Genomic DNA, 19139 nt, shown 5'->3' on the forward strand with positions numbered 1-19139 from the left:
GTCGCCGCGCCCGCCCCCGAGCCGGTGCCCGCACCCGCCCCGGCCCCGGCTGTGGAAAAACCGGCTCCCGTCGCGGAAAAGCCGGCCAAGCCGGTCAAGGTGATACCGCCAGCGGCGCCTGTCAAACAGACTAGCGGCCTGGAAAGCGTGATCACGGACAGCCTGTCGGAAGCGAGCCACTGCATGAGTCAGCGCAAGTACGACTGCGCCATTGCCAACGCGAATGCCGTGCTGCGCATGGACACGGGCAACCGCCATGCGCTCGACATCAAGCGCAAGGCGAAGGAAGCGCAAGACAAGGCGCTGTCGCAAATCCAGATCGAGTAAGCCGCGCGGCTTGCCTTCCCCCTATTTTTGATCCTTCCGGAGAATAACGTGAAAAACTTGAAACAAATTGCCAAGCCCATGGTAGCGCTGCTGGTCGTGTCTTCGATGCTGGCCGGTTGCGCTGCGCCAGGCGGTCCTGGCGCCACGGGCAATACCACCACCGCCGGCACGGAAGCGGCCAGCGGCGAATGCAATACGGCCATGCTGGCCGGCATCGGCGCCGTCGTGGGCGGCTTGCTGGGCGGCGGCAACAATACCGTGCGCGGCGCGGCACTGGGCGCCAGCCTGGGCGCACTCGCCTGCGTGGCCCTGAATTATCAAAGCCAGCAAGTCAAGACGTCGCAGCAGGTACAGGCCGACTACAAGGTCGCCAACAAGGGCAAGCTGCCCGAGCAGTCGACCCTGGTGAAGTACGAGACGGGCTTTACGCCATCGTCCGTGCGTCCGGGCCAGAAGGCGCAGACCAATTCGTATATCGAAGTGGCGGCCGGCACGCGCGATCCGAACCCGCTGGTGGAAGAGGAATTGAGCCTGTACAAGCCCAATGGCGACTTGATCAAAACCGTGCGCAAGGTAGTCAGCAGCAATAACGGCAGCGGCGCCTACAAGGGCGGCTTCTCGATTCCCATGCCTGAAGGCGTGCCGCAGGGCATTTACCCGGTACGCACGGCCCTGTACCTGAATAGCAAGCGCGTCGGCGGCCAGGACGTCAAGCTGCAGATCGTCCAGCGCCAGGCGCCTGCGTCCGACCGGCAACTGGCCCGCGCTTACTGACACTGATTGCCACGGGGCGGCCATGCCGGCCGTTCCGTTCCCCGATTTACCCCCATCCAGGCTAGACATGACCATTTCCACAGAAGCACCTAAACCTCTTCCCTTTTCCTCCGCGCTCGGTTCGCTGATCGAAGCGACCGACGCCATCAAGAATTTCCGCGCGATTGCCCTGCTGGCCCTGACCTTCATCGGCGCCGTGCTCGTCGGTGGTGTACTGACGATGCTCGCCGGCAGCATGAGCAGCGTGCTGCTGGGTTTCCTGGGCGGCCTGATGGCCTTCCTCGTGATGTTTTACGGCTCCAACGCCGTAGGCATCCTGCTGATGCGCGATGCCCAGGGCCAGCCTGGCTTGAGCCTGGTGGATGCCGTGCTCGTCTCGCTGTACACGAGCCACCGCCTGATCGCGGTCGTGTTCCTGGAATTTCTGATCGTGCTGGCGGCCATGATCGCCATTGCCATCATTTTGTTCGTCTGCAAGATCCCCGTGCTCGGCCCCGTGCTGTACACGCTGGTCTTCCCGTTGTCGGCCATCGTGCTGGGCGTGCTGGTGTTTGCGCTGTTTTACGTGATGCTGCCGCTGGCCGGCCCCGCCGCGTGGTCGGGCGCCACCGTGTTCCAGATCATTGCCCGCCTGAATCTGATCGTGCGCACCAAGCTGGTGTCGGTGATCCTGCTGGAAGTGCTGCTGTTCCTGATCACGACGTTTGTGGCGCTGCTGATCTTTGGCGTGGTCGGTACCGGCGTGTCGCTGACCAGCGGCATGTCGGCTGGCATCCTGGGCCTGGGCGGCCAGATGAACATGTATTCCCTCGCTTCGGGTCTGAGTGGCGGTTCCGGCTACATCATCGCAGCCGGTCTGGGCGGCGGCTTGCTGATGGCGGCCGCGGCTGTGGTGCCCGGCCTGATCTTTACCAAGGGTGTGTGCATCATTTACCTGAACGCCACGCGCAATGTCGATTTCAGCGCCTCGGAAGCGAGCCTGAACGACGGGCTGGCCACGGTCAAGAAGAAAGCCGAAGAAGCGCGTGAACGCGCGCGTGCCCTGGCCGAACAGGCCGCGGCACCTGCCGCACCGGTCGCTGCGTCGGTTGACAGCCTGCATTGCCCGAGCTGCAAGGCCCCGGTCGCGTCCGATGACGTGTTCTGCGGCGAATGCGCGCATAAACTCAAGTAAGGCAGACCATGGCGCAATTCTGTAAACAGTGCGGCACCGCCCACGCGCCCGACGCGCGCTTTTGCGACGAGTGCGGCAAGGCCGTCAATGCCGCGCCAGTCCCATCACCCGCGCCGGCCGCGACACCGGCGCTGTCCGGCGTGAAGCGGCGGCACCTCATGATCGCCGGCGGCGCGCTGGCGGCGGTCATCGTGGCTGGCGGCGCCCTGGCGTGGCTGCTGGCGCCGGAAGCGGCGTCGGCCAGCAGTTTTGGCCGCGCCATCGATGCCCACCTGGCGGCCGACGAGGCGGCGCGCGACAAGCTGCTGTGCTTCACCAACTTGCCGTACCAGAAGGAAGAAATCCGCGTGGCGTCGTACGACAGCTCCACTCGACAATGGCTCGATATCCTCGTGCGTGGCGGCTTGTACAACGCGCCCGTCGAACAAAGCAGCGGCGGCTGGCTGGCGCAATCGCAATTCGTCTATGCGCTGGCCGCGCCGGGCAAGGCCGCCTTGCGCGGCGACAAGCTGTGCGTGGCCAAGGGCGTGAAAGTGGCCAAGGTCAGCGGCTACGAGCAGGTGCGCGAGATGGGCGGGCAGCCGACGGCGATAGCCACGGCCACCCTGGCGCTGAGCGATGAAGCGGCATGGCTCGTCAAATCGCCGGACCGCACGCAGATCCTGCAACGCTTGCCGGGCGGCGGCCTGGAAGTGCAACTGCCGCTGGCGCTGGTCGACAAGCAATGGCAAGTCACCGACCGTGCGCAACTGCACCAGGCCGCCATGGCCATGGCGGGTGCCATGCGCAATGCCTCGGGTGCGCAAGAAGCGGGCATGCTGGACAAGCTGAAAAGCCTGTTCCGCTTTGGCGGCCACCCGCTGGTGGGCAAATGGAAGGGCTCGACGGGCAAAATCCTGGAATTTACAAAGGACAGCATTATCGAGAACGGCAACGCAAGCACGGCCACGTTTGCCACCGAAGGCAATGTCGTGACGATCGTCTCGGAAGAGGGGGGCGGCATGGCCATGCAGATCAGCCTGAGCAACAGCAACAACGTGGCCACGCTCACCGTCGGCGGCATGCCGGTCGCGGTGCTGCAGCGCGTGCGCGATTAAGCGTCGGGCAGGCGGCAGCGTGCCGCCTTGCCTCATTCCCGAAGCCCGGCCCTGCCGGGCTTTTTTACGCCCGCCAGGCGCCGGTGCCTCCGTCAATTTATCTTGACATCAAGATAGTTCGCGCCCACACTGGCTTTTTATCTTGATGTCGAGATAGTACATGTCCGCCTTTTCTGTCCGCCCCGCCTGGGGCGATATTCTGCTCACGGCGCTGGCGCCCTTGATCTGGGGTTCCACGTATATCGTCACGTCCGAACTGCTGCCGCCGGACCGGCCCTTCACGGCGGCCCTGATCCGCGTGCTGCCGGCCGGCCTGCTGTCGCTGCTGATCATGCGGCGCCTGCCCGCGCGGCGCGACTGGGGCCGCGTGCTGATCCTGTCGGCGCTCAATATCGGCGTGTTCCAGGCGCTGCTGTTCGTGGCCGCCTACCGCCTGCCCGGCGGCTTGGCGGCCGTGGTGGGCGCCATCCAGCCGCTGCTGGTGATGGGCCTGGCCTGGGGCGTGGAAGGGCGCCGTCCGGCCCGCCTGGCCTTGCTTGCCAGCGTGCTGGGCGTGGCCGGCATGGCCGTTTTGTTGTTGTCGCCGCGCACGGTGTGGGAACCGATCGGCATCGCCGCCGCGCTGGGCGGCACGGCCTGCATGGCGGCCGGCACCTATCTGACGCGGCGCTGGAAGCCAGACTTGCCCGTGCTGGCGCTGACGGGCTGGCAATTGCTGCTCGGCGGCCTGATGCTGGCGCCTGTCGCCTGGCTGGCCGACGCACCGTTGCCGGCGCTGTCCTTGCAGCAAGTATTGGCTTACGCCTACCTGTGCCTGGCCGGCGCGCTGCTGGCGTATGCCTTGTGGTTCCGCGGCATCGCCAGGCTGTCGCCCGTGGCCGTCTCCTCGCTGGGACTGCTCAGTCCCCTGATGGCCGTCGTGCTGGGCTGGGCCTTGCTGGGCCAGGCCATGACGGGCTGGTCGATGCTGGGCTTGCTGCTGGTACTGGCCAGTGTGCTGGCGGTGCAGTGGGCCAGCGCCCGACCCGCAACAAACGCCTGACTTCCGCGCATTTCCCCTCGGCAGGCCGGTCGCATCGGCCTGCCCGTTTCCCTCTGAGCGTCCCCTTTTTGCTGCACCGCACATACTGTTTTGCTTGCACTGATATGGGGCATTGAGGCACTATTCGCTTCGCGCAAACGTTTGCGCGCAACGAATTTCCTAAAAAGCATGCAGTACACGTGCTTGACCAACCACTCTGGAGACGCTCATGACATCCCGTATTCGCCTGAAAATGATTGCCGCCGCTGTCCTCGTGTGTGCCTTGCCCGCCGTGCCGGCCATGGCGCAGACGCCTGCCAAACCGAAGGTGGCGCTGGTGATGAAGTCGCTCGCCAATGAATTTTTCCTGACCATGGAAAATGGCGCCAAGGCGCATCAGAAGGCCAATGCCGCCAAGTACGACCTGCTGTCGAACGGCATCAAGGATGAAACGGATACGTCGAGCCAGATCAAGCTGGTCGAGCAAATGATCGTCTCGCGCGTCAACGCGCTGGTGATCGCCCCGGCCGACTCGAAAGCGCTGGTGCCGGTGCTGAAAAAAGCCATCGACGCGGGCATCATCGTCGTCAATATCGACAACAAGCTCGACGAGGGCGCGCTGAAAGAGAAGGGCATCACCGTGCCGTTCGTCGGCCCGGACAACCGCAAGGGCGCCAAGGTCGTCGGCGACTTCCTGGCCAAGCAGATCAAGAAGGGCGACCCCGTCGGCATCATCGAGGGCGTGTCCACCACCTATAACGCGCAGCAGCGCACCCTGGGCTTCCAGGACGCCATGAACGCGGCCGGTGCCAAGGTCGTCAGCGTGCAGTCGGGCCAGTGGGAAATCGCCCCCGCCAATACGGTGGCCGCCGCCATGCTGAACGCCAATCCGAATATCAAGGCTTTGCTGTGCGGTAACGACAACATGGCCATCGGCGCCGTGTCCGCCATCAAGGCGGCCGGCAAGACGGGCAAGGTCCTCGTCGTCGGCTACGACAACATCAACGCCATCAAGCCGATGCTGGCCGACGGCCGCGTGCTGGCTACCGCCGACCAGTTCGGTTCGCAGCAAGCCGTGTTCGGCATCGACACCGTGCTCAAAGCGCTGGCGCAGAAGAAGAAACAGGCCGATCTCGGTGGCGTCATCGAAACCAAGGTCGAACTGGTCGCCAAGGGCGCCAAGTCCTGATCGTCTGATCCCGCCGGGGCCAGCGTCCGCGTCTCTGCCTGAGGCTGCGGCGCCGGCCCCGCCGCCTTTTTCCGCGGAGTTTTATCATGCCCACCGACATCCCCCCGGCGCCATCAGCCGCCATCCCTCTATTGACCCTGGATAACATCGGCAAGTCCTATGTCGGCCCCGTGCTGGGCGGCGTGGGCCTGCGTTTCGCCCCCGGCCAGGTGCTGGCGCTGACGGGAGAGAACGGTGCCGGTAAAAGCACCCTGTCGAAGATCATCTGCGGCCTGGAGCAAGCCACCACGGGCACGATGCTGCTCGACGGCAAGCCCTACCAGCCCGCCTCGCGCGGCGCCGCCGAGGCGCTGGGCATCCGCATGGTGATGCAGGAATTGAATTTGATTCCCACGCTGTCGATCGCGGAAAACCTGTACCTGAAAAACCTGCCGCAGCGTTTCGGCTTCATCGACCGCGCCCGTCTCGAACGCGACGCGCGCGAACAGATGGAGAAAGTGGGCCTGGGCGGCCTCGACCCGTGGACCCTCGTGGGCGAGCTGGGCATCGGCCACCAGCAGATGATCGAAATCGCGCGCAATTTAATTGGCGCCTGCCGTTTGCTGGTGTTAGATGAGCCGACGGCCATGCTGACGCACCGCGAAGTGGAATTGCTGTTCCTGCAAATCGAACGCCTGAAGGCCGAAGGCGTGTGCATCATCTACATTTCCCACCGCCTGGAAGAACTCAAGCGCGTGGCCGACCGCATCGCCGTGCTGCGCGATGGCCAGCTCGTGTGCGATGACGACATCGCAGGCCACTCCGCGGCCGACCTGGTCAGCCTGATGGTGGGCCGCTCGGCCGACGATGCCGTCGACCTGAGCGGCCGCACCATCGGTGCGCCGCTGCTGCGCGTGCGGGGCCTGGCGCGCGGCAAGGTGGTCAACCCGACCTCGTTCGACTTGCGCGCCGGCGAAATTCTCGGCATCGCCGGCCTCATCGGCTCGGGCCGCACGGAATTGCTGCGTTTGATCTTCGGCGCCGACCGCGCCGATGCCGGTGACGTGTTCCTCGGCGACAGCGAAGTCCCTGCTGCCTTGCACTCGCCGCAGGCAGCCGTGCAGGCGGGCATCGCCATGATCACGGAAGACCGCAAGGGACAAGGTTTGTTGCTGCGCCAGTCGATCGCCGTCAACACGACCCTCGCCGCGCTCGACACGGTCAGTGGCGCTGGCTGGCTCAACGATGCGGCCGAAGCATCGGTGGCCGACGACTATATTCAGCGCCTGGGCATCCGTTCGCGCAACAGCGCGCAAACGGTGGCGGAGTTGTCTGGCGGCAACCAGCAAAAGGTCGTGATCGCCCGCTGGCTGTACCGCGATTGCCCCGTGATGCTGTTCGACGAGCCCACGCGCGGCATCGATATCGGCGCCAAGTTTGATATTTATCAGGTGCTGGCCGAACAGGCGCGCCAGGGCAAGGGCCTCGTCATCGTCTCGAGCGACTTGCGTGAACTGATGCTGATCTGCGACCGCATCGCCGTCATGAGCGCCGGCAGCATCGTCGACACCTTCGAGCGCGGTGCCTGGAGCCAGGACGCGCTGCTGTCGGCTGCCTTCTCCGGCTATTTGACCCCCAATTCCACTCCAGCTGCGGCCTGATCCGCCGGAAAGATTCCCATGACCACCCACTCCTCTCCTTCGTATCTGCAGCGCAGCCTGGCCGACCTGAAAAACTATGCGGGCCTGATCGGCGCTTTGCTCGCCATGTGCGTGCTGTTCTCGTTTGCCAGCGAAAACTTTTTTACTTTGGCCACCTTGAGTACCCTGTCGAATAACATCCCGACCCTGGTCGTGATGGCCGTCGGCATGACCTTTGTGCTGATCATCGGCGGCATCGATTTGTCCGTCGGTTCCGTGATGGCGCTGGCCGCGTCCGTGCTGTCGCTGGCCGTCGTGCACTGGGGCTGGCCCGTGTGGAGCGCGGCTTTGCTGGGCATGTTCGTCGCCGCCCTGTGCGGCGCGACGACGGGCCTCATTTCCGTCGGCTGGCGCATCCCCTCGTTCATTGTGTCCTTGGGCGTGCTGGAAATGGCGCGCGGCATGGCCTATCAGGTGACCAATTCGCGCACGGAATACATCGGCAGCGCCGTGGACGGCATCAGCTCGCCGATTGCGTTTGGCCTGTCGCCCGCCTTCATCGCCTCGATCGCCATCGTCGTCATCGGCCACCTGGTGCTCACGCGCACGGTGCTGGGACGCCACTGGATCGGCATCGGCACGAATGAAGAAGCCGTGCGTTTGTCCGGCATCAATACAAAACCGTCGAAAGTGCTGGTGTTTGCCTTGATGGGTTTCCTCGCCGGCGTGGGCGCGCTGTTCCAGGTGTCGCGCCTGGAAGCGGCCGACCCGAACGGCGGCGTGGGCATGGAATTGCAAGTGATCGCCGCCGTCGTGATCGGCGGCACGAGCCTGATGGGCGGACGCGGTTCCGTCATCAGCACGTTTATCGGCGTGTTGATCATTTCCGTGCTGGAAGCGGGCCTGGCGCAGGTGGGCGTGTCGGAACCCGTGAAACGCATCGTCACGGGCCTGGTGATCGTCGCCGCCGTGGTGCTCGACACTTACCGCCGTCGCGGCGAGCGTTCATAATACTGGCCCATGGCAACCATCAAGCAAGTGGCGCAGGCGGCGGGGGTGTCGTTTACCACCGTCTCGCACGTCCTCAACAATACCCGCCCCGTCAGCGACGAGGCGCGCCGCGCTGTGCTGGCGGCGGCGGAGGCACTGCATTACGTGCCCAGCGCGCTGGCGCGCTCCTTGCGCAGCCGCAGCACGGGCACCATCGGCCTGATCATTCCGAACAATACGAACCCGTATTTCTCGGAAGTGGCGCGCGGCATCGAGGACAGCTGCTATGCGGCCGGCTACAGCGTCATCTTGTGCAATTCCGATGACGACCCCGCCAAGCAGCGCGACTACCTGAACGTGCTGCTGACCAAGCGCTGCGACGGCCTGATTTTGTCCGCGCTGGCCGACAGCGATGGCGAATTGCTGCGCAAGATGAAGGTGCCGGCCGTGCTGCTCGACCGCGCGCCCAGCGACCTGGCCATCGATGCGGTGGCCGTCGACAACCGCGCCGGGGGATCCCTGGCCGCGCGCCATTTGCTGGAGCTGGGGCGGCGGCGCCTTGCCTGCATCGCCGGTCCCCGCGAAGTGAGCATTTCCAATGAGCGCATCGATGGCGCGCGCAGCGCCATGGCGGACGCGGGCGTGGTCCTGGCCGACGCCCTGTGCCGCCACAGCGATTTCACGAGCGCGGGCGGCTATGCGGCCGCGCTGGACTTGCTGGCGCTGCCGCCAGGCCAGCGCCCCGACGCCCTGTTCTGCTGCAATGACTTGATGGCCTTTGGCGCCCTGCGCGCCGCCGCCGAGCGGGGCATTGCCGTGCCGGCCGAACTGGCCGTCGTCGGCTTCGACGATATCGACCTGGCCAGCTTCGTGCATCCGGCCTTGAGCAGCGTGGCGCAAAATACGCGCGAGCTGGGCCACATCACGGCCGCCTGTCTGCTGGCGCGCATCGCCGACCCCGCCTTGCCGCGCCAGCAGCGCAGCATCGCCCCCGAGCTGCACGTGCGCGGCTCCAGCGTGGCCGCCACGCTACCTTCTTCCGCACCTACTTCTTCACCTGCAACTGAACTGATGGGAATGACATCATGATCGTGGTTATCGGCAGCATCAATATGGACCTGGTCTTGCGCGTGCCGCGCATGCCCCTCCCCGGCGAAACCCTGACGGGCGGCGCGTTTAGAACTATTCCTGGCGGCAAGGGCGCCAACCAGGCCGTGGCCTGCGCGCGCCTGAGCGGCAAGGTGGCGGGCGCCCAGCAAGTGGCCATGGTCGGCTGCGTGGGCGACGACGCCTTCGGCGCGACGTTGCGCGCGGCCCTCGTGGGCGACGGCATCATCGACAGCCACGTCACGACCTTGCCCGGCGTGGCGTCCGGCATCGCCTCGATCCTCGTCGACGACAACGGCCAGAACAGCATCGTGATCGCCGGCGGCGCCAACGATCTGCTCAGCCCCGCGCATATCGACGCGGCCAAAGAGCTGATCGAGCAGGCCGACATCGTCGTGCTGCAGCTGGAAACGCCGATGGACACCGTCGTGCACGCGATTAAACTGGCCCGCTCCTTGGGCAAGACCGTGGTGCTGAACCCGGCCCCGGCCCCGGCGGCCAGCTTGCCGCAAGGCGTGCTGGAACTGGTTGACTACCTGATTCCGAATGAAATCGAAGCGGCCATGCTGGCCGGCGTCAGCCCGGAAGGTGCCGATGCCAAGGCGCTGGCGGCCGCGCTGCAAAAGCTGGGCAGCGACAACGTCATCATCACCTTGGGTTCCAAGGGCGTGCATGCGGCCCTGTATGGCGGCGATTTCACCTTTCCGGCCGAAGTGGTGCAAGCGGTCGACACAACGGCCGCCGGCGACACGTTTATCGGCGGTTTTGTGGCGGGCCTGGCGTCCGGCATGGACGAGGCGGAAGCCATCCAGCAAGGCCAGCGCGCGGCCGCCTGGAGCGTCACCAAGCCCGGCGCGCAAACCTCGATCCCCCACTTGCACGAGCTGTTCTAACGACACCACGCCCATGAAAAAATCACCGTTGCTCAATATTGCGCTGTCGCAAATGATCGCGTCGCTCGGCCATGGCGACATGCTCGTCATCGGCGACGCGGGCTTGCCGTCGCAGCCGGGCGTGCCCCTGATTGACCTGGCCCTGACGCGCGGCATTCCCGGCTTCATCGATACCGTCAACACGGTATTGAGCGAAATGCAGGTGGAATACCATTTGCTCGCCAGCGAACTGCCGCAGCATAATCCGGCCATGGCGGCGCAGGTGGCGGCCTTGGCCTTGCCCGATGCGCGCCAGGTGACGCACGAGGAGTTCAAGCAATTGAGCAAGGGCGCGCGCGCCATCGTGCGCACGGGCGAGTGCAGTCCGTATGCCAACATCATTTTGGTCGCCGGCGTCGTGTTCTAGCGCAAACAAACGCGCAATTGTTTGCCAAAAACATCAACGCTATTGTTCTCACTGAAATAATTATCCAATGGCAAAAGGGGCGGCTACAATAGCTTTACCCCTGCCAGCTCGGCAGCTTCCTGTGGTGTTCCGCCATGCCGATGAAAGCCCTCGATGCTTTCCGCTTTGTCTTGCCGCTCGCCGGCAGGCTGGCGTGCGGCTGGCGCGGCCATTTCTTCCTGCTGCTGTGCCTGGCCACACAAGCCCGGGCTCTGGAGCCCGTCTCCCTGCAGCTCAATTTCACGCACCAGTTCCAGTTCGCCGGCTATTACGCGGCCATCGAGCAAGGCTATTACCGCGAGGCGGGCCTCGACGTGACGCTGCTCGAAGGCAGCGGCGCGCCGCGCGCCGAGGCGGCCGTGCTGGCGGGCCAGGCCGAATATGGCGTGGGCAACAGCACCTTGTTGCTCAGCCGCCTGGCAGGTAAACCCGTGGTGGTGCTGGCCGTCGTGTTCCAGCATTCGCCCAGCGTGCTGTTGATGCGCCAGCAAGGCGGCGCGCCCGACGTGCGCAAGCTGGCGGGGGCGCCCGTGATGATAGGCGCGCCCACCGACGTGGCGTCTGCATCCGATGAAGTGTCGCTATTCCTGCGGAAAATGGGCGTCGCGCCGCAGCAGATGCGCCACTTGCCGCCCAGCTACCGGGTCGAGGATTTGATCGAGGGCAAAGTCGATGCGATTGCCGCGTATTCCACCAACGAACCGGACTATCTGGACCGGGCGGGATTTCCCTATTACCAGTTTACACCGCGCACGGCCGGCATCGATTTCTACGGCGACAACCTGTTTACCAGCGAGCGCGAACTGCGCCGCCATCCCGAGCGCGTAAAAGCGTTCCGCGCGGCCAGTTTGCGCGGCTGGCAATACGCGATGGCGCACCGCGAGGAAATGGCGCAATTGATCCATCTCAAATACAGCCAGCGCCATGACCGCGCGCACCTGCTGTACGAGGCGCAGCAGATGGAGCTGCTGCTGCAGCCTACGCTGGTGGAGCCGGGCTACATGAATCCCCAGCGCTGGCAGCATATCGCCGATACGTATGCCGCCATGGGCGTGCTGCCGCGCAATGCCACGGACAGCCGCGCCTACCAGGGTTTTTTGTATCGCCCCGTGCCAGGCGCGGACCTCGGCTGGCTGTACCTGTCGCTGGGCGTGGCGGGCAGCCTGTTGGCCGTATCGGCCGCCTTTCATTTCAGCAATCTGGCGCGTGAGCGCCGCCGCACCGAGGACACCATCCGGCAAGGGGAATTGCGCTTTCGCACCATGTTCGAGCAGGCGCCCATGGGCATCGCCCTGATCGATACCGTGAGCGGACAGTTTCTGGATATCAATCCGCGCTATCTGGCCATCGCCGGGCGCACGCTGGAGCACATGAAGCAGACGAGCTGGATGGAAATCAGCCATCCCGACGACGTGGCGGGCGAGCAGGCGCACGTGGCGCAGCTGCTGGCGCGGCGCATGCAGGGTTTTCGCCACGCCAAGCGCATCGTGCGTCCCGATGGCGGCGTGGTGTGGGTCGACGCCTCGGTGACGGCCATCGCAACGGCGCGCCATGGCGGCCCGCACCACCTGTGCATGCTGGAAGACGTGACGGACAAGCGGCAAACGGAAGCGCTGATCTGGCAGCAAGCCAATTTCGATACCCTGACGCAATTGCCGAACCGCCGCATGTTCCACGAGCGCCTGCGCCTGGCGCTGGCCCAGGGGCGGCGCGACGCAAGCCGCGTGGCCATCCTGTTCATCGACCTCGACCATTTCAAGGAAGTCAACGACACCCTCGGCCACCACCAGGGCGATATCTTGCTGATCGAAGCGGCGCGGCGCATCCGCGTGGGCGTGCGCGAGACGGACACGGTGGCGCGCCTGGGCGGCGATGAATTCACGGTGATCCTGTCCGATATCGATGATTTGCAGCAAGTCGACCGCATCGCGCGGCAAATCCTCGACGGCTTGCTGGCGCCGTTCCTGCTGGGACAGGAGCAGGCCTTCGTCTCGGCCTCGATCGGCATCACCCTGTATCCGGACGACGCGGGCACGATCGAGGAATTGCTCAAGCAGGCGGATCAGGCCATGTATGTCTCGAAAGGCGCGGGGCGCAACCGCTACAGTTATTTCACGCCGGCCATGCAGGTGGCGGCCGTCAACCGCATGCGCATGGGGGCGGACTTGCGCGCGGCCCTGCACGAACAGCAGATGCAGCTGTATTACCAGCCCATCGTCGAGCTGCATAGCGGCAAACTTGCCAAAGTGGAAGCCTTGCTGCGCTGGCAGCATCCGCAGCGGGGCATCGTGTGCCCGCCCGATTTCCTGGCGCTGGCCGAGAGCAGCGGCCTGATCGTGGAGATCGGCGACTGGGTGCTGCGCACGGCGGCCGCGCAGCTGCGGCGCTGGCGTGCCCAGGGCCAGGCCATCGGCTTGCCGGGGCTGCAGCTGTGCCTGAACCAGTCGTCGCTGGAATTGCAGCGCGAAGTCGAGGCGCCCGGCACCTGGCTGCGCCAGCTGCTGGCGCTCGATGTGCCGCCTTCGGCCATCGTGCTCGACATGCGCGAAGATATGCTTTTACCTAGCGGCAATAGCATGGCGCCACGCCTGCAGCACTTGCGCGAGGCGGGCTTGCAGATCGCCCTCGACGACTTCGGCAGCGGCCATGCCTCGCTGACGCAATTGCAGCAGTGCGGCATCGATTACCTGAAGCTCGACGGCGTGCTGGTGCGCAAGCTGGCGCCCGGGGCCAGCGAACTGGTGCTGTGCGAAGCCATCGTCACCATGGCCCACAAGCTGGGTTTGCAAGTCATCGCCGAAGGGGTGGAGACCGAAGAGCAGCGCGCGCTGCTGCTGGAGATCGGCTGCGATTTTGCGCAAGGCAAGCTGTTTGCGCCGCCGCTGGCCATCGACGCGTTCGACGCGCTGCTGCACGCCCGGCGGCCCTTGCACCCTTGAAACAGGCGCGCCGCGCTACCAGATGTTACGCAAGCCTGCGGGACGGGGCTCCCGGCCTGAACGGGCTTATACTCGACGGGCTGGCGCCTGCGCCCGGCATTGCTGTCACGGGTCCTGGACCTGGTGCGCAGGCAAACCTTCTTCCATTCACTCAACTCGAGGTGACCTCATGGGCATTTTCAGCAATATCTATAACAAAATCTTCCACCATTCATCCGACGCTGCCCCGGCAGCCACGCCAGCCGCCGCTACCGACGCGCCAGCGGCAGCCGCACCGGCGGCAGCGCCTGCACCGGCCGCCGCCGTGCCGGTCGTCGACGTGGAAGTGGTGCTGGTCGACCTGGCCAGCAAGAACGCGGAAAAACTCAATTGGCGCACGTCCATCGTCGACCTGATGAAACTGCTTCAACTCGACAGCAGCCTGGCCGCGCGCAAGGAACTGGCGCAAGAGCTGCACTTCACGGGCGACACCAACGATTCGGCCAGCATGAATATCTGGCTGCACCGTCAGGTGATGATCAAGCTGGCGGAAAACGGCGGCAAGGTACCAGAAGAGTTAAAGAACTAGGAATGAAACACCTGGCGGCGGCAGGGGTATCCACTGTCACCGCTATCCAATCCCGTGGGAACTGCCTAGCATGGAGTTCCCATGGCGTCATGATAGCTAAAACCAATTGAAACTATTGTGACAATCAATTTTGAATATGGGTTAAAACCCCTTACACTAGAGTCTTACTGATTCACCACACGAGAGGAAATGACATGTCGCTGATCAATACCCAAGTTAAACCATTCAAGGCAACCGCATACCACAATGGCAAATTCGTCGACCTGACGGAAGCGTCGCTGAAAGGCAAGTGGTCGGTATTCGTCTTCTACCCAGCCGACTTCACCTTCGTTTGCCCAACCGAACTGGAAGATCTGGCCGATCACCACGCCGAGTTCCAGAAGCTGGGCGTCGATGTCTACGGCATCTCGACCGATACCCACTTCGCGCACAAAGCCTGGCACGACACCTCGGACGCGATCAAGAAAGTGCAATACGCACTGATCGGCGACCCGACCGGCGCCCTGTCGCGCAACTTCGAAGTCATGATCGAAGAAGAAGGCCTGGCACTGCGCGGCACCTTCGTCATCAATCCGGACGGCTTCATCAAAGTGCTGGAAGTGCATGACAACGGCATCGGCCGTGACGCATCGGAACTGTTGCGCAAAGTCAAAGCCGCCCAGTACGTGGCGAACCACCCAGGCGAAGTGTGCCCGGCAAAATGGACGGAAGGCGCCGCAACGCTGACCCCATCGCTGGACCTGGTCGGCAAGATCTAAGTCTCGATGCACGACGTAGCAAACAAGTAGTTACCGCGATGCCGGACCGGGCGTCCGGCCCGGCATTCGCCTAAATATTTGTAAAGGAAGAAAAAATCATGTTAGATGCAACCCTCAAAACCCAACTGAAATCCTACCTGGAAAAAGTGGTGTATCCGCTTGAGCTGGTCGCTTCTCTCGATGACAGCGCAAAAGCCCGCGAGATGAAGGAATTGCTCCAGGAGATAGTCCTGTTGAGCGACAAGATCACGCTGGTCGAGCGCCTTGACGCTGGCGTACGGACCCCGTCGTTCAGCATCAACCGTACCGGCTCCGACATCGGCGTGCGTTTCGCCGGTGTGCCGCTGGGCCACGAATTTACCTCGCTGGTGCTGGCGCTGCTGCAAGTGGGCGGCCACACCATCAAGTTCGACGATGCCGTGATCGAGCAGATCCGCAACCTCGACGGCGATTACGAGTTTGAAACGTTTATTTCGCTCTCCTGCCATAACTGCCCGGAAGTGGTGCAGGCCTTGAATGCCATGGCCGTGATCAACCCGCGCATCAAGGTCACCACCATCGATGGCGGCGTGTTCCCGCAAGAAGTGGAAGAACGCCAGATCATGGCCGTGCCGATGATGTTCCTCAATGGCCAGCATTTCGGCCAGGGACGCACGAATGTCGAGGAAATCCTCGCCAAGCTCGACACCAATGCCGGCGCCCGCCAGGCGGCAGCGTTGAGCAAGAAAGACGTGTTTGACGTGCTGATCGTTGGCGGCGGCCCAGCCGGCGCGGCAGCGGCGATCTACGCGGCCCGCAAGGGCATCAACACGGGCGTGCTGGCCGAGCGTTTCGGCGGCCAGGTGCTCGATACCCTGGCGATCGAGAATTTTATTTCCGTCAAGGAAACCGATGGTCCGAAGTTCGCCGTGGCGCTGGAACAGCACGTCAAGGAATACGACGTCGATATCATGAACACGCAGCGCGCCGCGAAATTGACTCCAGGCAAGCTGATCGAGATTGAAACGGCGAATGGCGCCGTGCTCAAAGCCAAGACCGTCATCCTGGCCACCGGCGCCCGCTGGCGCGAAATCAATGTGCCGGGCGAGAAGGAATACCGCAACCACGGTGTCGCCTACTGCCCGCACTGCGATGGTCCCTTGTTCAAGGGCAAGCGCGTGGCCGTGATCGGCGGCGGCAACTCGGGCGTGGAAGCGGCGATCGACCTGGCCGGCCTCGTGAAACACGTGACCCTGATCGAGTTCGGCGCGGAACTGCGCGCCGATGCGGTGCTCCAGCGAAAGCTGCACAGCCTGCCCAACGTGACCGTGATCACCTCGGCGCAAACCACCGAAATCCACGGCGACGGCAAGATCGTCAATGGCCTCAGCTACACGGACCGCATCAGCGGTGCGTCGAACAAGGTCGAGCTGGAAGGCGTCTTCGTGCAGATCGGCCTGGTGCCGAACACGGAGTGGCTCAAAGGCACGGTCGCCCTGTCGCGCCACGGCGAAATCGAAGTCGATGCCCGCGGCCAGACCTCGATCCCCGGCGTGTTCGCGGCCGGCGACGTCACCACGGTGCCGTACAAGCAGATCATCATCGCCACCGGCGAAGGCGCCAAGGCAGCCCTGTCCGCCTTTGACCACCTGATCCGCTCGGATGACGAGGAAGTGGTCGACGAGTCCGCCGCGAAAGAAGCGCTGACGGCGTAACTCTTCACGCTGAAAAAAAACCGGAAAGGCCGCGAGGCCCTTCCGGTTTTTTTATGCGTAGAGGAAACTTAGCTGCCTGTGTACAGCGGGTTGGCGGCGACATACACCTGCACGCCATCGACGGCCATGTCCTTCGGCGCGATGTCGCTCAGGGCGAATGTCGTTTGATGGTTAAAAGTTTGCACGTGCCACGTAAAACGCTGGCCGGCGCGCGCGATGGTGACGGTTTCGCCGTGCGTGACGTTGATGTGGCGCGTGTCGGGCTGCAGTTCGATGCTGCGCTGGGCGGCGGCGTGCGGGGCGCTGCTGCCATAGTCGGCGGCCGTGCCCGTGGGGCCGGCGGCGAGGGCCGAAGAGGTGCAGGTGGTGATAGCGGCGCACAGGATGGCCAGGGCGCTGCGGTGGATGTTCAACATGATTTCTCCAAGAATAAGCCGGGCGCGGTGAATAACCGTGCCGTGTTGTTGTCGTGGCTGCACCGGGATCGCCGGTTTTTGCAACACGGCATCCTAAGCGGTTCTTGTCGATCTGAAAAGCTGTATTTCCTGTCTATATTTCCACCGTCGCCGCCAGCGGCACGTCCGGCGCCAGATGGCTGGTCAGCACGATGCACTGGCGCGCCAGGCGGGCCGGGTCGGCCAGTCGCTGGCGCAAGTACGCCATGGCGGCCGCGTCGAGGCCGTTGAACGGCTCGTCGATCAGCAGCAGGCGCACGGGCAAGGCCAGGGCCAGGGCCAGCTGCAGTTTTTTATGCTGGCCCAGGGACAGGGCGGTGATGCTTTGCTGTAAGGTCTGCAGCAGGGAAAATGCGCTCAGTTCGTCGTTCAGCAGGGCCTGGTCGCTGCCCGGGTACAGGGCCAGGTACAGGTCGAGAAACTCGTGCACTTGCAGCCAGGGCAGGGCGGGGGCATCGCCGCCGCAATAGAAGGCCTGGGCGCGGTAGGCCAGCGGCATGAAGCCGCTGTCGATATCGTTCAGGCGGATGGCGCCGCGCGCGGGCAGCAGGGCGCCGCCCGCCAGCTTCAGCAGGGTCGTCTTGCCGGCCCCGTTCGCGCCGCGCAGCCAGGTCACGCCGGGGCCGAATTGCTGGTTGAACCCTTGGAACACGCTGTGCGTAGGGAAGTGAAAATCGAGGTGCTCGATATACAGCACGGGAGAAGGCAGGTTCAATTCCATAATTCGCTTCCGATGGCGCTCAAGGCAAGGATGGACAGGACGACGAGGGCGACCCTGCCGCGCGCCGTCAGGCGTGGCAGGCCGACGATGGCCAGCAGGGCGACACTGGCGGTGAGGGCATACACGCTGGTGACGCGCTGTTGCAAGGCGGCAGGATCGGTGGCGTACAGCAAGACGCCGGCGGACAGCAGCACGGCAAACGCTGGCAGCAGGCTGGCCGCGCAGGCCAGGCGCAGCAAGGGCGCGCTGGCCAGCGGCCAGGCGTTCAGCGCTGGGCGCAGCACGGCGATCTGTTCGCGCACGGCCTTGTCGCCCCGGTCCGTCACAATGACCAGGCTGGCGCTGGCCAGCAAACCGAGCAGCGGCGCGGGCAGCAGGGGCGCGCGCAGCAGCCAGGCTAGCATGCTGGCGCCCGCCGTGGCCAGCAAGACGCTTTGCTGCAGGCCGATCACATTCTCATTGCGCCAGAACGGCAGCCAGAACAGCTGGCGCCACAGGAACAGGGTAGACCAGCGGGGGGGCTGCGGTACATAGGCGCTCATCGTGGGCGCCCGCGCCCTTTGGGCGGGGCGCGGCGCGCGCAGGCGTTGCGCCACGATGAGCGTCGTCAGCAGCCAGGCCAGCAGCCAGGCACCGGCGGTGGCGGCAATGCCGGGCGCCGCAATGGGGCGCAGCCACGGCGGCGACTGTAGCAGCCAGATGCCGGCCGAGACGGCATACGCAAGGCCCAGCGGCAGCATCAGCAGGCCGGCGACGGCGATATCGGCTTGCCAGCGCAGGCGCGGCGGCAAGGGGAGCTGGCGCAGCCAGGCGGCGGTACTTGCCGGCAGCAGCCGTTTGCGCAGCAGCCAGGCGGGCAGGCAAGTGAGGACGGCCTGCGTGACGATGATACTCAGTGCGGCGGGCCAGGGCTGGCTCACGGCGAGAAAGCCGGGCAGGGCGATGACGCTGAGCAAGCCCAGCACGACGGGACCGGCCAGGAAAAAGAAGATTTCCATGGAACTCGTCAGGCTGGCGGCAAATTGCAGCAGGGCGTGCTGGGCCAGGCGCAGCCGCAGGGCGATATAGGGGGGAGTACTACGGGGCAAACGCATGCGGGCAGGGGCGGAGTCAGGGTAGCGCTGATTCTAACAGCCGGGGTCAGACCCCCGGACAAGTCAGTTTTGGGGTTGACGTTGGCGGTGTTGTGGATCTGACCCCAGAATGGGAAAAGCCCTTCGGTTCCAGGAACCAAAGGGCTTTTCTTTTATTGGCGGAGCGGACGGGACTCGAACCCGCGACCCCCGACGTGACAGGCCGGTATTCTAACCAACTGAACTACCACTCCAAGCTCGTATGATCTGTGTTGCTGATCCATGAAGCACTGGA

18 protein-coding genes and 1 tRNA gene are annotated in these 19139 nt (G+C 64.4%); 15 read left to right on the top strand and 4 right to left on the bottom strand.

The window, feature by feature from the left end; genetic code table 11:
- The 15 genes from CSQ95_RS28415 to ahpF all read left to right on the top strand — a co-directional run.
- On the top strand, positions 1–327 hold a 327-nt coding region (locus CSQ95_RS28415; RefSeq protein WP_180279199.1), incomplete at its 5' end, for a hypothetical protein.
- A 48-nt stretch (positions 328–375) separates the two neighbouring features.
- Positions 376–1101, top strand: a complete 726-nt coding sequence (locus tag CSQ95_RS28420; RefSeq protein WP_143450119.1) for a hypothetical protein — start codon at positions 376–378, stop codon at positions 1099–1101.
- A 67-nt stretch (positions 1102–1168) separates the two neighbouring features.
- The gene (locus CSQ95_RS28425) at positions 1169–2275 is read left to right on the top strand and encodes a zinc ribbon domain-containing protein (protein WP_099411939.1); all 1107 of its coding nucleotides are present in this window, start codon (positions 1169–1171) and stop codon (positions 2273–2275) included.
- Positions 2276–2283: 8 nt separating this feature from the next.
- A complete protein-coding gene (locus CSQ95_RS28430) occupies positions 2284–3372 on the top strand; it encodes a zinc ribbon domain-containing protein (protein ID WP_099411940.1) in 1089 nt (362 codons plus the stop codon).
- Positions 3373–3532: 160 nt separating this feature from the next.
- Positions 3533–4414 (top strand): EamA family transporter, encoded by an 882-nt coding sequence (locus tag CSQ95_RS28435; RefSeq protein WP_099411941.1) that lies wholly within the window; start codon positions 3533–3535, stop codon positions 4412–4414.
- Between the two features lie 208 nt (positions 4415–4622).
- Complete coding sequence (locus tag CSQ95_RS28440; protein ID WP_070219455.1) at positions 4623–5582, top strand: sugar ABC transporter substrate-binding protein; 960 nt, start codon at positions 4623–4625, stop codon at positions 5580–5582.
- 86 nt (positions 5583–5668) lie between these two features.
- The gene (locus CSQ95_RS28445) at positions 5669–7222 is read left to right on the top strand and encodes a sugar ABC transporter ATP-binding protein (RefSeq protein ID WP_099411942.1); all 1554 of its coding nucleotides are present in this window, start codon (positions 5669–5671) and stop codon (positions 7220–7222) included.
- An 18-nt stretch (positions 7223–7240) separates the two neighbouring features.
- Positions 7241–8212, top strand: a complete 972-nt coding sequence (locus CSQ95_RS28450; protein ID WP_070219453.1) for an ABC transporter permease — start codon at positions 7241–7243, stop codon at positions 8210–8212.
- Between the two features lie 9 nt (positions 8213–8221).
- Positions 8222–9280 (top strand): LacI family DNA-binding transcriptional regulator, encoded by a 1059-nt coding sequence (locus CSQ95_RS28455; protein ID WP_099411943.1) that lies wholly within the window; start codon positions 8222–8224, stop codon positions 9278–9280.
- Positions 9277–10191, top strand: a complete 915-nt coding sequence (rbsK, locus tag CSQ95_RS28460) for a ribokinase (RefSeq protein ID WP_099411944.1) — start codon at positions 9277–9279, stop codon at positions 10189–10191. The genes CSQ95_RS28455 and rbsK overlap by 4 nt, the downstream gene beginning before the upstream one ends.
- A 13-nt stretch (positions 10192–10204) precedes the next feature.
- Positions 10205–10597 (top strand): D-ribose pyranase, encoded by a 393-nt coding sequence (gene rbsD, locus CSQ95_RS28465; RefSeq protein ID WP_099411945.1) that lies wholly within the window; start codon positions 10205–10207, stop codon positions 10595–10597.
- 134 nt (positions 10598–10731) lie between these two features.
- Positions 10732–13575, top strand: a complete 2844-nt coding sequence (locus tag CSQ95_RS28470) for an EAL domain-containing protein (protein WP_257218266.1) — start codon at positions 10732–10734, stop codon at positions 13573–13575.
- Positions 13576–13744: 169 nt separating this feature from the next.
- The gene (locus CSQ95_RS28475; RefSeq protein ID WP_099411946.1) at positions 13745–14143 is read left to right on the top strand and encodes a DUF3597 domain-containing protein; all 399 of its coding nucleotides are present in this window, start codon (positions 13745–13747) and stop codon (positions 14141–14143) included.
- 194 nt (positions 14144–14337) lie between these two features.
- Positions 14338–14901 carry an alkyl hydroperoxide reductase subunit C gene (gene ahpC / locus CSQ95_RS28480; protein ID WP_070219447.1) on the top strand — a complete coding sequence of 188 codons (564 nt, stop codon included), beginning with the start codon at positions 14338–14340 and terminating at the stop codon, positions 14899–14901.
- Positions 14902–14999: 98 nt separating this feature from the next.
- On the top strand, positions 15000–16595 hold the full coding sequence (gene ahpF, locus CSQ95_RS28485) for an alkyl hydroperoxide reductase subunit F (protein ID WP_099411947.1): 1596 nt from the start codon (positions 15000–15002) through the stop codon (positions 16593–16595).
- A 68-nt stretch (positions 16596–16663) separates the two neighbouring features.
- Here ahpF and CSQ95_RS28490 read toward each other — a convergent pair whose 3' ends face one another.
- From CSQ95_RS28490 to CSQ95_RS28505, 4 genes are all read right to left on the bottom strand, one after another.
- Positions 16664–17011 carry a CzcE family metal-binding protein gene (locus CSQ95_RS28490; protein WP_070219445.1) on the bottom strand — a complete coding sequence of 116 codons (348 nt, stop codon included), beginning with the start codon at positions 17009–17011 and terminating at the stop codon, positions 16664–16666.
- A 133-nt stretch (positions 17012–17144) separates the two neighbouring features.
- A complete protein-coding gene (locus CSQ95_RS28495) occupies positions 17145–17771 on the bottom strand; it encodes an ATP-binding cassette domain-containing protein (protein ID WP_099411948.1) in 627 nt (208 codons plus the stop codon).
- Positions 17762–18865 (bottom strand): hypothetical protein, encoded by a 1104-nt coding sequence (locus tag CSQ95_RS28500; RefSeq protein WP_257218267.1) that lies wholly within the window; start codon positions 18863–18865, stop codon positions 17762–17764. The genes CSQ95_RS28495 and CSQ95_RS28500 overlap by 10 nt, the downstream gene beginning before the upstream one ends.
- 156 nt (positions 18866–19021) lie before the next feature.
- Positions 19022–19098, bottom strand: a tRNA-Asp gene (locus tag CSQ95_RS28505).
- Between the last annotated feature and the right edge of the window lie 41 nt (positions 19099–19139).

Source organism: Janthinobacterium sp. BJB304 (assembly GCF_002735765.1).
Classification (GTDB): domain Bacteria; phylum Pseudomonadota; class Gammaproteobacteria; order Burkholderiales; family Burkholderiaceae_D; genus Janthinobacterium.

Excerpts from the sequence above, each read along its gene's own strand:
- CSQ95_RS28425 (WP_099411939.1), top strand. The coding sequence starts at position 1,169 with ATGACCATTTCCACAGAAGCACCTAAACCTCTTCCCTTTTCCTCCGCG.
- CSQ95_RS28430 (WP_099411940.1), top strand. The coding sequence starts at position 2,284 with ATGGCGCAATTCTGTAAACAGTGCGGCACCGCCCACGCGCCCGACGCG.
- CSQ95_RS28435 (WP_099411941.1), top strand. The coding sequence starts at position 3,533 with ATGTCCGCCTTTTCTGTCCGCCCCGCCTGGGGCGATATTCTGCTCACG.
- CSQ95_RS28440 (WP_070219455.1), top strand. The coding sequence starts at position 4,623 with ATGACATCCCGTATTCGCCTGAAAATGATTGCCGCCGCTGTCCTCGTG.
- CSQ95_RS28445 (WP_099411942.1), top strand. The coding sequence starts at position 5,669 with ATGCCCACCGACATCCCCCCGGCGCCATCAGCCGCCATCCCTCTATTG.
- CSQ95_RS28450 (WP_070219453.1), top strand. The coding sequence starts at position 7,241 with ATGACCACCCACTCCTCTCCTTCGTATCTGCAGCGCAGCCTGGCCGAC.
- CSQ95_RS28455 (WP_099411943.1), top strand. The coding sequence starts at position 8,222 with ATGGCAACCATCAAGCAAGTGGCGCAGGCGGCGGGGGTGTCGTTTACC.
- rbsK (WP_099411944.1), top strand. The coding sequence starts at position 9,277 with ATGATCGTGGTTATCGGCAGCATCAATATGGACCTGGTCTTGCGCGTG.
- rbsD (WP_099411945.1), top strand. The coding sequence starts at position 10,205 with ATGAAAAAATCACCGTTGCTCAATATTGCGCTGTCGCAAATGATCGCG.
- CSQ95_RS28470 (WP_257218266.1), top strand. The coding sequence starts at position 10,732 with ATGCCGATGAAAGCCCTCGATGCTTTCCGCTTTGTCTTGCCGCTCGCC.
- CSQ95_RS28475 (WP_099411946.1), top strand. The coding sequence starts at position 13,745 with ATGGGCATTTTCAGCAATATCTATAACAAAATCTTCCACCATTCATCC.
- ahpC (WP_070219447.1), top strand. The coding sequence starts at position 14,338 with ATGTCGCTGATCAATACCCAAGTTAAACCATTCAAGGCAACCGCATAC.
- ahpF (WP_099411947.1), top strand. The coding sequence starts at position 15,000 with ATGTTAGATGCAACCCTCAAAACCCAACTGAAATCCTACCTGGAAAAA.
- CSQ95_RS28490 (WP_070219445.1), bottom strand. The coding sequence starts at position 17,011 with ATGTTGAACATCCACCGCAGCGCCCTGGCCATCCTGTGCGCCGCTATC.
- CSQ95_RS28495 (WP_099411948.1), bottom strand. The coding sequence starts at position 17,771 with ATGGAATTGAACCTGCCTTCTCCCGTGCTGTATATCGAGCACCTCGAT.
- CSQ95_RS28500 (WP_257218267.1), bottom strand. The coding sequence starts at position 18,865 with ATGCGTTTGCCCCGTAGTACTCCCCCCTATATCGCCCTGCGGCTGCGC.